Source organism: Selenihalanaerobacter shriftii (assembly GCF_900167185.1).
GTDB classification, from domain to species: domain Bacteria; phylum Bacillota; class Halanaerobiia; order Halobacteroidales; family Acetohalobiaceae; genus Selenihalanaerobacter; species Selenihalanaerobacter shriftii.
The window spans coordinates 1-14,084 of the sequence record NZ_FUWM01000037.1 but is presented as its reverse complement, the minus strand read 5'-3'; the positions used below and the strand labels follow the sequence as shown (position 1 = coordinate 14,084).

General features: G+C 35.6%; 11 protein-coding genes and 1 pseudogene. All 12 read right to left on the bottom strand.

All coding sequences use genetic code 11. The features are described 5' to 3' along the window. Nucleotides 1-136 precede the first annotated feature (136 nt). Nucleotides 137-2,047 (bottom strand): selenocysteine-specific translation elongation factor, encoded by a 1,911-nt coding sequence (gene selB, locus B5D41_RS13475; protein ID WP_078811152.1) that lies wholly within the window; start codon nucleotides 2,045-2,047, stop codon nucleotides 137-139. Continuing rightward, a complete protein-coding gene (gene selA, locus B5D41_RS13470; RefSeq protein ID WP_143555733.1) occupies nucleotides 2,044-3,447 on the bottom strand; it encodes an L-seryl-tRNA(Sec) selenium transferase in 1,404 nt (467 codons plus the stop codon). Before selA ends, selB begins: the two co-directional genes overlap by 4 nt. 259 nt (nucleotides 3,448-3,706) lie before the next feature. Next, nucleotides 3,707-3,892 (bottom strand): annotated as a pseudogene (locus tag B5D41_RS13465) (methyl-accepting chemotaxis protein); the annotation flags it as partial. 245 nt (nucleotides 3,893-4,137) lie between these two features. After that, the gene (grdD, locus tag B5D41_RS13455) at nucleotides 4,138-5,301 is read right to left on the bottom strand and encodes a glycine/sarcosine/betaine reductase complex component C subunit alpha (RefSeq protein WP_078811150.1); all 1,164 of its coding nucleotides are present in this window, start codon (nucleotides 5,299-5,301) and stop codon (nucleotides 4,138-4,140) included. Between the two features lie 30 nt (nucleotides 5,302-5,331). Further along, complete coding sequence (gene grdC, locus B5D41_RS13450; RefSeq protein WP_143555732.1) at nucleotides 5,332-6,870, bottom strand: glycine/sarcosine/betaine reductase complex component C subunit beta; 1,539 nt, start codon at nucleotides 6,868-6,870, stop codon at nucleotides 5,332-5,334. A 35-nt stretch (nucleotides 6,871-6,905) separates the two neighbouring features. Next, a complete protein-coding gene (trxA, locus tag B5D41_RS13445; RefSeq protein ID WP_078811149.1) occupies nucleotides 6,906-7,223 on the bottom strand; it encodes a thioredoxin TrxA in 318 nt (105 codons plus the stop codon). Between the two features lie 83 nt (nucleotides 7,224-7,306). Then, nucleotides 7,307-8,506 (bottom strand): thioredoxin-disulfide reductase, encoded by a 1,200-nt coding sequence (gene trxB, locus B5D41_RS13440; protein ID WP_078811148.1) that lies wholly within the window; start codon nucleotides 8,504-8,506, stop codon nucleotides 7,307-7,309. A gap of 121 nt (nucleotides 8,507-8,627) precedes the next feature. Next, on the bottom strand, nucleotides 8,628-10,118 hold the full coding sequence (locus B5D41_RS13435; protein ID WP_078811147.1) for a glycine betaine uptake BCCT transporter: 1,491 nt from the start codon (nucleotides 10,116-10,118) through the stop codon (nucleotides 8,628-8,630). 72 nt (nucleotides 10,119-10,190) lie between these two features. Beyond that, complete coding sequence (grdH, locus tag B5D41_RS13430; RefSeq protein ID WP_078811146.1) at nucleotides 10,191-11,504, bottom strand: betaine reductase selenoprotein B; 1,314 nt, start codon at nucleotides 11,502-11,504, stop codon at nucleotides 10,191-10,193. 29 nt (nucleotides 11,505-11,533) lie between these two features. After that, entirely contained in the window at nucleotides 11,534-12,859 is a 1,326-nt protein-coding gene (locus tag B5D41_RS13425; protein WP_078811145.1) for a glycine/sarcosine/betaine reductase component B subunit, read from the bottom strand. Nucleotides 12,860-13,050: 191 nt separating this feature from the next. Then, nucleotides 13,051-13,518 (bottom strand): glycine/sarcosine/betaine reductase complex selenoprotein A, encoded by a 468-nt coding sequence (gene grdA, locus B5D41_RS13420; RefSeq protein WP_078811144.1) that lies wholly within the window; start codon nucleotides 13,516-13,518, stop codon nucleotides 13,051-13,053. 161 nt (nucleotides 13,519-13,679) lie between these two features. After that, complete coding sequence (locus B5D41_RS13415; protein WP_078811143.1) at nucleotides 13,680-13,916, bottom strand: transposase; 237 nt, start codon at nucleotides 13,914-13,916, stop codon at nucleotides 13,680-13,682. Between the last annotated feature and the right edge of the window lie 168 nt (nucleotides 13,917-14,084).

Here is a 14,084-nt window from a genome sequence, read left to right as displayed (position 1 = left end):
GAATGTGTAGGAATCGAACCTACCGCGGACAGCTCAAGGCTGGCCCGCCGCCGGATTTGAAGTCCGGGGCACCCACCAGGGGTACAGCCATTCCCTCACCTAACTATTAAATTGCAACGATTATTATATATTCTCTTTATAGATTTGTCAAGACCCTTTCATCTCCTACTCTTTTTGTCAAACCTTGTTGGTCAAAATAGTTTAGTAGTGGTAGAGTATACTTTCTACTGCTATCTAATAAGTTTCTATACCCTCCTAGTGTTATCTTTTCATTCTTTTGCAAGTAACATTTTAGCTCTTCTTCCGCTTCATCTAAAGCCTCATAATAAAAATAGATTTCAGCATCTACTCGTTTTAAAATCTCTTGACGTACCAAAAGATCAAATAATTCTATAATCAATCTTGATTCTACATCTAACTCACTTTTTAGATTTTTTAATGTAGGTGGAGTAAAAAGATTTTCCTTAAATTTAGCTACAATTTCTTCCTTAACCTCTTTTTCATTTGTATTTAATTCAATTCTATGTTCTTTTAATTTTATTTCAGCTTCTTGCATTTTAATTAAGTTCTCATCAGTTAAACCCATTAATAATTGATCATATTCTTGCTTATTCAATTCTACATCCAATTGACTTCTTATTTCTTCTTTAGAACATCCCCACCGTAAGTGATGTTCTTGGTGATAATCCTTAAGAAAAGTTATAATCTGCTTCTTAAGTGATGAATAAATATCTTCATGAAGGTAAGAAGCCTGATGACCTGTAGTAAACTTAGCTACTTTTTCTTGTTCAACTAACTCTTCATAATTATCTTTTATTTCTTTTACTACTAATCCACTTCCTGTCATTATATCTACTGGTCTTGCCGGTTTACTATAGTCCTTTAGTGCTAATTCTACCCTTTCTAAATCAGAACCATATTCTTGAATCTTTAATTTAGCTAATGCTTCATCATCAAAACGCTTATGTCTACTAGGACTAGCATCTAATACTCTTCCTCCACCAATAGTAATCATCGGTGAATAATGCCTAATTACAAAAGGTTGGCTATGATAAGCAACAATTGGTTCTTCTAATCTAAACTGCACATAAGCCTCTTCACTAGGATAAATAGCCTCTTCATTTAAAATACTAATTCTACCAAACACCTCTCTTGCACCAATATGGATTCGTAATCGATCATTATACTCTAGATTCAAAGGCGCTTTACCTAATAGTTCCAACTTAACATCTATTAAAGTCGTTGGAGTTAATGATTTCGGAGTAGCCAGAATATCTCCTCTATTAATTTCGCTAACATCTACTCCATTTAAATTAACTCCTGTCCTCTGACCAGCTACTGCTTCCTTGACTGACTCATTATGAACTTGAATATTTCTAATTTCCACTTCTTTTTCCTGTGGGTAAATGATTGCTCTAGTACCTTCTTCTAATTTACCAGCCATCAAAGTACCAGTAATTACTGTTCCAAAACCAGCCACTGAAAATGATCTATCAATAGGTAAATACAAATTATCATTCTGCTCCTTAGTCTCCAATTTTTCAGCTAATGCTTCTAATTGTGCAATCAACCTATCAATACCAGTACCAGTTACTCCAGAGACTGGTACTAAAGGAGCATCTTCTAAAAAAGTCTCTGCTAAATTTTCTCTAATATCCTCTTTAACTAATTCTAACCACTCTTCTTCTACTAAATCAGCTTTAGTAATAGCAACTACTCCTATTTCAACTCCTAATAGCTCCAAGATATTAAGATGTTCAACTGTTTGCGGCATAACTCCTTCATCAGCAGCTACTACTAAAAGAGCTAAATCAACTCCTCCAGCTCCAGCCAACATATTCTTAACAAATTTTTCATGACCAGGTACATCTATAATTCCTAATTCTACCCCATTGTCTAAATTTAAAGAAGCAAAACCTAAATCAATTGAAATACCACGTTCTTGCTCTTCACTTAATCTATCTGTTTCAGCACCTGTTAACTTCTGAATAAGAGTAGTTTTACCATGATCAATATGACCAGCAGTTCCTAAAATTAAATGTTTCATACTCTACCCTCTCCTATTAAAGTAGCAAAATGAGAAATTATAATATCAATTTCCTCTTCATGAATAGTTCTTGGGTCAATAATTACTTTTTCCGACTGAATTCTGGTAAATAAAGGTGGGTTTAAATCTCGTAAACTATCTCCTAGTTCTTCTGCTGTTAAGTTATTAACTGAAATTTTAACTAAAGAAGTTGGTAAGGACTCGCTTGGAAATGCTCCCCCACCTACCTGCGAATAACCTTTCTCTACTTCTACTTTCACATCATTACTCAACTCATCTAAACTTTCAGCTAACTCCTTAGCCTTAATTTCCAACTCTTCAGGTTCTAAAGTCAATAACCGTAAAGTAGGAACTTCTTCTAAGGCAGTCTCAAAGTCTAAATAAAGTCTTAAAGTCTCTTCTAAAGTAGCTAAAGTAAATTTATCAACCCGTAAAGCTCTCGTTAATGGATTCTTCTTCATCTTTTCTATATACTCTTTTTTTCCTACAATAATCCCTGCCTGTGGTCCTCCTAGTAATTTATCACCACTAAAAGTTACTACATCTACCCCCGTTTCTATACTCTCTTGAACAGTAGGCTCTGGGCTAAAACCATACTGACTAAAATCAATTAAAGTTCCACTTCCTAAATCATCTAACACTGGTAAGCCTTTTTCATGACCTAAATTCACTAGTTCCTGTAAAGAAACCTCCTTAGAAAAACCAACAATCCGATAATTACTAGTATGAACTCGCAAAAATAAACCTGTCTCATCACTAATAGCCGCTTCATAATCTCCTAAATGAGTCTTGTTAGTAGCTCCCACTTCTACTAACTTTGCACCACTTTGCTCCATTACTTCTGGAATTCTAAATGATCCTCCAATCTCCACTAATTGACCTCTAGAAATAACCACTTCTTCCCCTTTAGCTAATGTATTTAAAGCTAATAAAACAGCTCCAGCATTATTATTAACTACTAAACTATCTTCAGCCCCCGTTAAATAAGTTAATAATCCTGTTACATGTTCATACCTTGATCCTCTTTCTCCACTTTCAACATCTATCTCTAAAGTAGAGTAATTATTAGCTACTTCTACTAACCTCTTCTGAGCTGACTTAGCTAATAATGAACGCCCTAAATTAGTATGTAATACTACCCCAGTACCATTAATAACTCGCCTAAGATTTGGCTGTAACCACTTATCAAGCCTATTCTTTACTAACTTAACGACATTATACATTGACACATCAAAATCATCTTGAATATCTTTATTTAAAATTTTATTTCTTAAGTTCTGATTAACATCCCTAATTGCATCTACAACTACTTGATGAGAATATTCATAAACTAAATTCTTGATATCTTCCTGTTGTAAAACTTTATCAACAGCAGGAATTTGTCGTAAATAAGTTTCCATACTTCCACCTCTAATTCTATTTTTATTCTCGAATTTAATATATTTTTCCACTATCTACTTAAATAATATTCTTGGTTAGAATGAATTTTCCTGCTAATAAAAAATACTGTGAGGGTGTCCTCAATCTAAATTATATAGTCTTATCAATAGCATCATTTATCTCTTTAAAAGCTTATACTGCCTCATCAATTATCTTCTCGCCTACTGCTACTCCTTTTTCTATAGTATTAATAGCTTCCTGTGATTCATTCTAATTTTTTCTAATCAATTTAGCTATATCTTCTGTAGCATTAGCAGTCTCTTCTGCTAAATTCTGAATTTCTTCAGTTACTACTGCAAAACTTTGTCCATGTTCCCCAGCTCTTGCTGCTTCAATTGCAGCATTTAAAGCTAATAAATTTGTCTGATCAGCTATCTCAGTAATTAATTCTACTATCTTACCTATTATAATTATTTTGATAACTGTAATCAATTAATTAGGTTAATTTATCAGGGAATGCTTTCTCTAATAATCAATAATAGACTAGACTGTTCTACAGATGAGGCTGTGCAACGAACTATGAAACATATCAGGTCTATTTTAAAGGAAAGAACAAATGGCTTCTAAACAAAATAGAATATAACTATATAGATGACAAAAAGGCTACCTATTATAGGCAGCCTTTTTTAAGATTAGATAATAAAACTTTATTAAGCAATAAAATCATTCTCTTTTAAAATTTGAGTAGCTTCCTCTTCGTCTTCAGGAGCAATTAAGACTACAGGACCTGTACAGCCCATTCCAGTTTCAGCATAAATTTCTTCTTTCCATAAAGTCTGTACAGCATCGTCTAAAGTTAAAATATCTAGACCGGAAATCTCCTCTGTTACTGTCTTAGAAGGGGGAGGAGAGACTTCCTCTGCTGTTTTTTCAGTATTGCTGCTTTCAATATCAGTTATTATCTCATCTAGCCCTGCTTTCTTAACTGCTTCAAATTCTTTTTGAACAACTTCAATAATATCTCCTTGGGCTGCATCAGCAGCATATCTTATGGCACCTGCAATTACAGGCGCTCCGGAAGCTCGGGAAATAATATTAATAATCTGGTCATAGTCTTCACCAACTCCTGGTCCATAACCGTAACCTAAAGCTTCATAACTACCACCAGTATTAAAGGCGGAAAAGACCTTCAATAATAAGTTTCCAGTTAGAGTGTCTGTCACCATTACGTCAGCAGATGCTACTAAAAGGTCATTGCCGCGCATGACACACCCACCATCAGAACGAATTGATTCTGCAAAATTAATCTCATAACCGTTCTCATCTAACTTTTTTAGTGCCTTCTCAACTTGGCGAGCACCATCAACATTCAAAATACCTACTGTTGGCTCTTCTTGACCGATAGCCTTAGCAGTAATAATTCCATAAATGGCATTCTTAATCATAGCACTAATTCGATGAGTTGCAGAAGTACCAGTAGAAGTAGCTATAATTAGCTCTTGCCCTCTACCAGGAGTAACAATACGGCCTACAGTAGAAACTCCAATTGGAAAATTAAAATGATTAGTAACACAAGCATCAATCTCTCCTGCTTGTAATAACTCTTCCATCTTTTCGTGTGCTCTTTCTTCACAATCAGTTTCAGTAATTATTGTAAGATCAGTCTCTATTTTCGGGCCAATTAATACTACTTCAATATCAGAATTCTGTTTAGCTGCTAATTCGGCTCCTTTTACTACCTCTTCTATACCATGTTCACTACCTAAGGTAGTAATACCTACTTTAGTCTTTTCTCCATATTCTCCTGATTCAAGTGCATCAGCAACTTGGTTAAAGACTTCAGAGACTTTCTCTTTTGCTGTTTTAGTAGCCATTCTTTCACCTCCTAATAAATAACTTCTATCTTATTCTTCTTCAGTTAATAGTGATTGCGCTAAATCACGCATAGCTGTAGCCACTATCCCTTTAATTTCATCTTCACTAACACTTGTTTCTTCACTCTGTCCCATATTTTCTTCTATAATAAAGGAAACACCATCGAATAGATTAGTCATTCTTCCTAAGAAAAGACTTCCTTTACCAATGATCATAGCTTTTTCTATTTCATCAGCTTTCATCATCTGACGAGCATGACCGATAAATGGAACTCCCGATGGAATATGACCCTGTGTTGGAGCAAAACCAGGCATACCATGTTCATTAACGAAATTCATTAGATCACTACGCTCTAAGTCACCTCTTTTAACTCCTAAAGCAGCAATCATCTTATAGTTAGAAGCAGGTACATCGCCAGCACCAGCTGGTTTTGTAATCTCTGGATTCTGCATCTCTACTGAATACTTATCGATATCAGTAATCTTTAACCCTATTCCATCTAAAGGTTCTGTAACTAAAGAACTAATTACCGCTTGCGGTGATGAACCAGTCGACACTTTATGTCTTCCAATAGCATCTGTTCTTATCACTGGATTTACTCCATCATCTTTACTAATTAAAACAGCAAATCCACCTAAACAATCCTCTAAAGGAGGTATCTCTTTAGCTACATGATCTTTTCCATTCATACCTAGCTTAGCTGTAGAACCACCGGCTACTACTACTACATTGTCATAGATACCTGACTTCACTAAGCCAGCAGCATTAATTAAACCATGAGTCGGGCCAGCACAGAAACTACGAGTATCAGAACCAGTAGCCTGCTCACAACCAGCTATTTCCGCAATAGCTTTGGCAAAATTACCTCCACCACGCTGATTAATGTCACCACAAGCTTCTTCTGAAACTTCAATTACATAATCTACTTCTTCTAAGTCAACTCCATCTTGTTTTCCTAAATGAAGTAATGAAAGTACACCAGATGCTTTAACTACTAAATTTTCTAACATAACATGAGCTGATAGATTAATATCTGTGTCATGAGCTTGCTTAACACAGCCTACTAATTCACCATCTACGAAAAGGGCTTCAGCTGTATCTTCATCTACTACCTCTTTAATAGTTTCACTTTCTACACCTGTAATCTTTTCTATATGGTCTTTTGTCAACAATGAATGTCCAGCTAATTTTTTCTTTATTTTACTAGCAAATTCATCACTTAATTGTACTAAATCAAAAGCATCAACTATCTTTAGTAGACCATAAAACTCATCCTCAGGCATAATCTCTCCCCAATCACTAAAACGTTCTGCTTCATCAATAGAGTTTTCATACCACGGTTGTTCTATTCCGTCTAACTCTTCTACAGAAATATTACCAATATAAGCTTGGTTTGGACTATAAGCTACTACATCTTCATAACTCCTTAAATAATCAGGTAGTTTCTTTAAATATTCACTATCTGCATCTTTATCTCGTTCCATAACCTGTGTAGAACCATGATGTAATAAATTATTAGCCGCATGAACTAAAACATAGCTAGTACCTTTAATAACTGGTGAAGTCAATTTTTACACCTCCGTTTTAATTAGAAATCTTCTTTTTAAAGATATTTTTTAATCTCTTCTTCAATCTCTTCCGCTGTCAACTCATCTCCACTTAAATGTGATTTCTTTTCTCCATCAACATAGAATACCATCGATGGTAACCCCATAACCTGCTGACTCATAGCTAATCGTCTATTCCCTTTAATATTTAATTTAGCAAACTTAATCTTATCACCATACTCCTCGGCAAAAGCTTCTACATCAGGCATTAGTTCTAAACAACGTTCACAGCCTTCTCCCCAAAAGTCAACCATAACAACACCTTCAGCATTTAGTACTTCTTCTTCATAGTTTTCTTTATTTACTTCTAACATAATTTTAGCCTCCTTTAGATTATTAAAATAGATTATTATTGCACTTTAATTCAATAAATTTATAAATTAAGGGTCTTGCATAATTAAATAAATTCATTAATCTCTTCTAACTTAGGATTAACAGTTCTGTCGACAACTTCACCATCTTCAATCTTAAGAACTGTAGGAATTTCATTCACGTCATAACGCTCGGAAACTAATGTATTCTTATAAGTGTCAATCTTCACTAACTTAGCACCTAAGTCTATCTTCTCTAATCTATTGATTACTTCTAAACTCTCTTCATTTGTCGGACTCCAAAATGCTACTAAGACTGTCTCTTCTGCTTCTAATACATTCTCTTGCCAATAATCTTCTTCTTCAATATAACCTACCGCTGCCATAGCAGCTGCAGCCCCATCACTAGCAGCAGTTATAACCTGCCGCAAATACTTATCTCTAACATCCCCTGCTGCATAAATCCCTGGAATATTAGTGTCTAACCGCTCACTATTAACTTCTATATATCCATTTTCATTTAGTTCTAACTCTTCTTCTACAAAATCAGTTCGCGGTACTCTACCAATGAAGATAAAGATTCCATCACATGATAGATCAGTGGTTTCACCAGTCTTTATATTCTTAAGAACTGCTGTATCTACTAATCCTTCTCCTTTAACTTCTTCCAAAGTTGAATCCCAAACAAATTCGATTTTATCATTACTATAAGCTCTTTCTTGTAAGATCTTTTCAGCGTCCATAACTCCTTCTTCATGGATAACAATCACAGTTACTTTACTTGCAAACTTTGTTAAATAGATCGCTTCTTCAATAGCTGAATTTCCATTACCAACAACTACAACTTCTAGGTCAACAAAGAAGTCTGCATCACAAGTTGCACAATAAGATACTCCTTTACCTTTAAACTCTGCTTCCCCTTTGACACCTAACTTTCTCGGTTCAGCACCAGTAGCAATCATTACACTTTTAGCCCTATACTCTTCACCATCTTTAGTTATTACACTCTTTATTCTTCCATCAAGACTAACATCTTTTACTTCTCCACGTTCAATTTCAGTTCCAAACTTTTCTGCATGCTCTCTAAAGTTCTTTACTAATTCTGGTGCAGTAGTATCAAGAACTCCAGGATAGTTCTCCATCTCTTCATAAGTCGTCGGTTGCCCACCAACCTTTCTATTCTGTTCTAATAATAAAGTCTTTAGCTTGGAACGAGAAGCATAAACAGCCGCTGACAAACCAGCCGGGCCACCGCCAACAATAATAACATCATACTTTTTGCTCATTTAGCACCCTCCTCTTATAATAGGTTAAATAAGAATTTCGGTAATCATGATTACCATTAGCCCATTCAGTAGGAGACGAAGCTTCGTCCCCTACTTACGTTCTATTTTATCTCCATCTTATTTAAGCTTTTCCTATGCTATCTTTCCTAACGTCCTGTCTTAATGCTTTAATTAATGACACCATCCCAAATAACATTATAAAAGCAAATGGGAAGGCCGCTGCAATCGAAGCAGTCTGTAACATTTCTAAGCCACCAGCTAACATTAAAGTTACAGCTAATCCAGATTGAATAAAGCCCCACGTCACTTTTCGTTTAGTAGTCGGATTCAAATCTCCGTTCGAAGACATCATTCCTAAGACAAAAGTAGCTGAATCTGCCGATGTTACGAAGAATGTTGACAATAAGATTACAGCAATGAATGATATGATGCTTCCCATTGGATAATTTTCAAGCACCACAAAGAAAGCGGTTGGAGTAGATTTAATAGCTTTAGATGCTACATCTAAACCGGTATTAATGCCTAATGTTCCAAAGATAGCAAACCAGATAAACGAAGCAAGAGTAGGTGCTAAAAGTACTCCACCAATAAATTCTTTAATCGTTCTACCTCGTGAAATTCGTGCAATAAAAGTTCCAACAAATGGAGCCCAAGCAATCCACCAAGCCCAATAAAAGATAGTCCACCAACCATACCAAGGATCACTTGAAATCTTAAAACTATCTCTAACTAACGAACTAAAGTACATCCCAATTCCATTAGTTAGATTATTAATAATTAATACTGTTGGTCCAAGGATTAAACCTAGTAGCATTAAAATACCAGCCAAAGTAATATTAGCATTAGATAAAATCTTAATACCTTTATCTAATCCTGTTATAGCCGAAAGCATAAATAGTATAGTCACAACACCAATAACAATAACTCTTACTAAATCAGTTTCTGGCACTCCAAAAAGATAATTAAATCCACTAGTCATCTGTAACGTAGCCATTCCTAATGAAGTTGCTACTCCAGCAACAGTAGCAAACACTGCTAATATATCAACAAGCTTACCTATAGGACCGGAAGCTTTTTCTTCTCCTATAAGTGGTATAAATATACTACTTACAAGTGCTGGTTTGTCTCTCCTAAACTGCATATAGGCTAAAGCCAAAGCAAATACTGCATAATTAGCCCAAGGATGCAATCCCCAGTGAAAGAATGATTTCTTAATAGCAAAGGCGGAAGCTGCTGCCGATCCACCTTCCAAACCTAGAGGGTTCACAAAATGATTTAAGGGCTCAGCTACACCCCAAAACACTAAACCTACTCCCATTCCTGCACTAAATAACATGGCAAACCAGGATATAGTACTGTATTCTGGTTCTTCGCCATCTTTCCCTAACCTTATCTTCCCATACTTACTAAAAGCAATCCATATTGAAAAGACTACGAAAGAAGACATTGATAAGAGATAAAACCAACCAAAGTTACCAACTAAAAAGTCAAATAACCCATTAGCTACACTTTCAAAATTCTTTGGTACTGCCAGTCCCCAAAGTAGTATTGCAAATACAATTACTAAAGAAGTATAAAAGACTTGATTGGATTTCTGTTTTCTCCCTTCCATTTTATCCTCTCCTTATCTTTGAGGTATATCTACCCCTCCAAATTTGGAGGGGTAGATATACCTCTATTAAATTTAAACTTCAAATACTGTCTGTTCTTCGACATCTGTTTCAAGAGCGTCTAAAGCAACACCGACTCGATGATAACGCAACTTCCACTGTTCATCTTCAGAAGTTACAGGATCACCAAGAGGATAAGGAATAGAAATAGTTGGTACCATCTTATTAGCACCTACTGTCTTAGCAACTGGAATTAAGTTGGCCATCTGTACTATTGGAATACCGGCTCTTTCAATTTCTTTTACTATCGTTGCACCGCAACGAGTACAAGTTCCTCAAGTAGATGTTAAGATAACGGCATCTACGCCTTCATTTTTCATATATTCTACCATTTCTTGTCCCATTCTAGCTGCTTCTGCTTCTGTTGTTCCAGTCCCAACTGTTGTATAGAAGTACTCATGAATCTTACCAATTCTTCCTTCTTTTTCGTATGCTCTTAAAGCATCTAAAGGTACACATACATTAGGATCAGCATCTGCAGCTGCTGGGTCATATCCGGCATGAATTGTTTTAAATGCATCTGCTTCTCTATTTTCTAACTTATCCATACCTTCTACACTATATCGACCCCATCTAGTAGCCGAAGCTGACTGAATATTATCTGGGTTATCTACAGGAACAATCCCACCAGAAGTTGCAAGAGCAATAGTGGCTTCACCTAAATCTCCAATTGAAGAAGCAATATCTACTCTATCTATCTTAGGTATAGGTAATTCTGATTCAAACTCTTCTCCATTTACTTTCTTAAGTAACATTTCTACTGCTCGGTCTGCTGCTGATTCTCCATCTTCTGGCCATACTTGATGTCTAATTCCTCTAACATAATACCCTTCATCATCAGCAGAAAGTGGCCCTTCACCATTTAATATTTTATTACCGAATTCAGCCATTTGCGTCATGTCATCTTTCATTTTGGCTGCACTATGTCCACCAGGGAAGATATAAATATCTTTCTTAAACATATCAACACCAGGATTCTCTTCATTCATTGAAGAAATAACCGGTACACCAAACTCTTCCTTTACTGCTTTACCAATGACACCACAAGCATTACCATATCTCCCTGCTTGGAAAGCTGGTCCAGCAAAGAAAATATCAAACTCCTTATCTTCTAAAAAACCTAATATTTTTTCTACAGCTTCTTCTTCATTAGAACCTATAAAATTATCTCCACAAATAATAGTATGAGTTACTTCCGTATCTGATATTTGATCTAATAACATGGCTGGCCCAACTAAACCCTCTCTTATCTCTGGAACATGGTCAGCCTCTTCTTCACCACCGATTCCTGCAAAAAATTGATTTATATATAAAATTGCCTTTTTCATAAGTTACTACACCTCCTTAAGTATTTAGATTAAAATTCTTTCATTGTCTTAGGGGACCATCCAAGTACTCGATCACCACAAAACATTGAGTTATTTTCCATAACAATAGATCCATCTTCCTTTACAGAAGGCCCTAACTTTTCATCATCAGCCCATCCTCCTGATAAGCCGTCACGAGCTAAAGCTTCTAATTCACCAATTACTCTTTCCATTGGTGGTAGTTTAATTAAAGCTGAAACATTTCCACAAGATACAATAGCATCTGCTTTTTCATCTAAAGTTACTAATGGCTGAGATTGTCCATCTCTACCGGTACATTCGTTAGTCATTCCTACTGTCTTAACACCAGCTTCTTCTAATGCTACAAAACATTCAATAAAGTCAGCATCTGGATTACCGTATCCTTCTTCTGCTAAAATAGCAGCATCAGCACCTAAAGACTTAGCTATTTGTTGTACAAACATAGCTGCTCTTTCCTTCTGTTCTAAAGCAACATTTAGGTTAGACATAATCACACCTAAGAAGTTAATAGATTTACCATGTTCATCGTATAACCTCTTAATCGTAGGACAATTCTGAAAATCATAAGTAGACCATTTAGAAGAACAAGGCATAAAGCTTCCAGAGATCATAGCTCCATCTAGTATCTCATTAGGATGCATTAAAGTAGGTAGCATGTGATTTGCGTCCCAACCATAAACTAAATCATTATATCCTAAATCTTCCATTTGAGACTGTGGTTGCATAACATATACTACTGATGGTAAGTCATTTATTTCTTGAGAACGCTTAGTAACCGGTTCTAAATCAAAAGTTTCTACCTCTTCTGGTTCTAAGTCCTTTACAGCACTACCTAAATATTCAGCTAATCTATGAGCAGCCCATCTGATAGCATGATTCTTCTTTTGTTGTTCATGTCTTTCAAATTCTTCATCAGTGTCTGCTACTAAACAAACATTTACTAACTGAGAGAAGTAAGTATATTTAGCTCCTTCACCACTCATATCGATTAAGCCATCACCAAAACTACCCCAATGTTGACCGACAGCTAGTACACTACAACCTTTTAATGCTAGAGTTCTACCATCCCCAACACTCTCTAATTTACCAGTTACCCCAGGAAAAACAGCCTCTCCATCAACTCTATATCTAGGCTCAATTGCTTCCTTAACTGGAACAATACGTTTTTCTTCACCTGGTCTAGCAATTACTAAATCTGCTTCTGTAATATGTTCATCTTCTTTTACTACTTCTAAAGCTTCTTCTTTATTGATAGTCAAAATACCATCATCATAGGTGGTCTCTTCGCCAAAAACAATGTCTTCTACAGAGAAATTACCTATTTCTAAACGCATTTTATTACTCCACCCCTTCCCTGGCTATTCGTTATATTTTATCAACTTATTAATAAAATATATTGTAATTGTGAATTTATGCACTTTCCCTCAAAAATTTTTAAATATAGTCTGCCCTCATGGGCAATAGCTGCTATTATGGCAATTATTACCCAACTAGAGCAATATGTTTATTAATAATCAAAAACTAATTAATCAAATTTACAATATTTATCACGATATAACTTAACTTCATCTACAATGTCATCTACCTCTAAAACCATTTCCATCATACTAATCTGCTCTTCATAAACATCCTCATTAACTTCAGACTTGATTTCTGATTCTAAAATGTGATAAACCCTGAGTCCTAACTGGACCCCTGCTAGTGGACCGGCAAAAGTAGGATCTCCATTAGTAACAGTCTCGGCTGCTAATCCAGAAGCTTCTGCTTCTGCTCCACCTAAGATTATTACTAAATTTTCTGCTCCATATTTTTTAGTAAGATTTTGGATCCTCTTCTGATTTTCCAAGTCCATAGCTCCTGCAGCAGTTCACACGAAACATTCTGTAGAGCCAAAAACTACTTCGGCTTCAGTTGTTTCTATACATTCCTGAATTGCAGGAGCTGGGATTCCATCACGATCGCCAATAATGGCAATTTTCTTTCCTTCTAACATAACCCCACCTCCAATTAAATTTTGAATAAGTTTGTCTTATCTTGTTATTATAATAACATAATCATGATTATTTGTCAATCACGATTATAAAATAATCACATTTAGCAAATGGGTATAATTATTGAATTATTACTATAATACAATTGCTAATTTTCTTAATATTATTGATATATAAAATTGATACCTTTTTCTATGCCATGTTTAAGGTTACGACAACCATATTTTTTACGAGATGTGCGGTTTGATTTACCTGAACTGTGTTCAGCTGGTGATAAGCCTGCGTATCTAGCTAATTTATCGGCGGAATCAAAACGGTTAATGTAACCGATTTCAGTAATGAATTTAGTTGCCAAGTTATAGCTAATACCAGGCATAGTAGTAAGTTGGTTCTGATACATTTTTGCCTCCCATAAATTTAAAAACAGCACTCATTAAAAGTGCTGTAATCAATGTCATATTAAGATTTGTTAATGGCGGGAATGTGTAGGAATCGAACCTACCGCGGACAGCTCAAGGCTGGCCCGCCGCCGGATTTGAAGTCCGGGGCACCCACCAGGGGTACAGCC

Coding starts and splice junctions, on each gene's coding strand:
- selB (WP_078811152.1), bottom strand. CDS start 2,047: ATGAAACATTTAATTTTAGGAACTGCTGGTCATATTGATCATGGTAAA.
- selA (WP_143555733.1), bottom strand. CDS start 3,447: ATGGAAACTTATTTACGACAAATTCCTGCTGTTGATAAAGTTTTACAA.
- grdD (WP_078811150.1), bottom strand. CDS start 5,301: ATGGCTACTAAAACAGCAAAAGAGAAAGTCTCTGAAGTCTTTAACCAA.
- trxA (WP_078811149.1), bottom strand. CDS start 7,223: ATGTTAGAAGTAAATAAAGAAAACTATGAAGAAGAAGTACTAAATGCT.
- trxB (WP_078811148.1), bottom strand. CDS start 8,506: ATGAGCAAAAAGTATGATGTTATTATTGTTGGCGGTGGCCCGGCTGGT.
- B5D41_RS13435 (WP_078811147.1), bottom strand. CDS start 10,118: ATGGAAGGGAGAAAACAGAAATCCAATCAAGTCTTTTATACTTCTTTA.
- B5D41_RS13425 (WP_078811145.1), bottom strand. CDS start 12,859: ATGCGTTTAGAAATAGGTAATTTCTCTGTAGAAGACATTGTTTTTGGC.
- B5D41_RS13415 (WP_078811143.1), bottom strand. CDS start 13,916: ATGTATCAGAACCAACTTACTACTATGCCTGGTATTAGCTATAACTTG.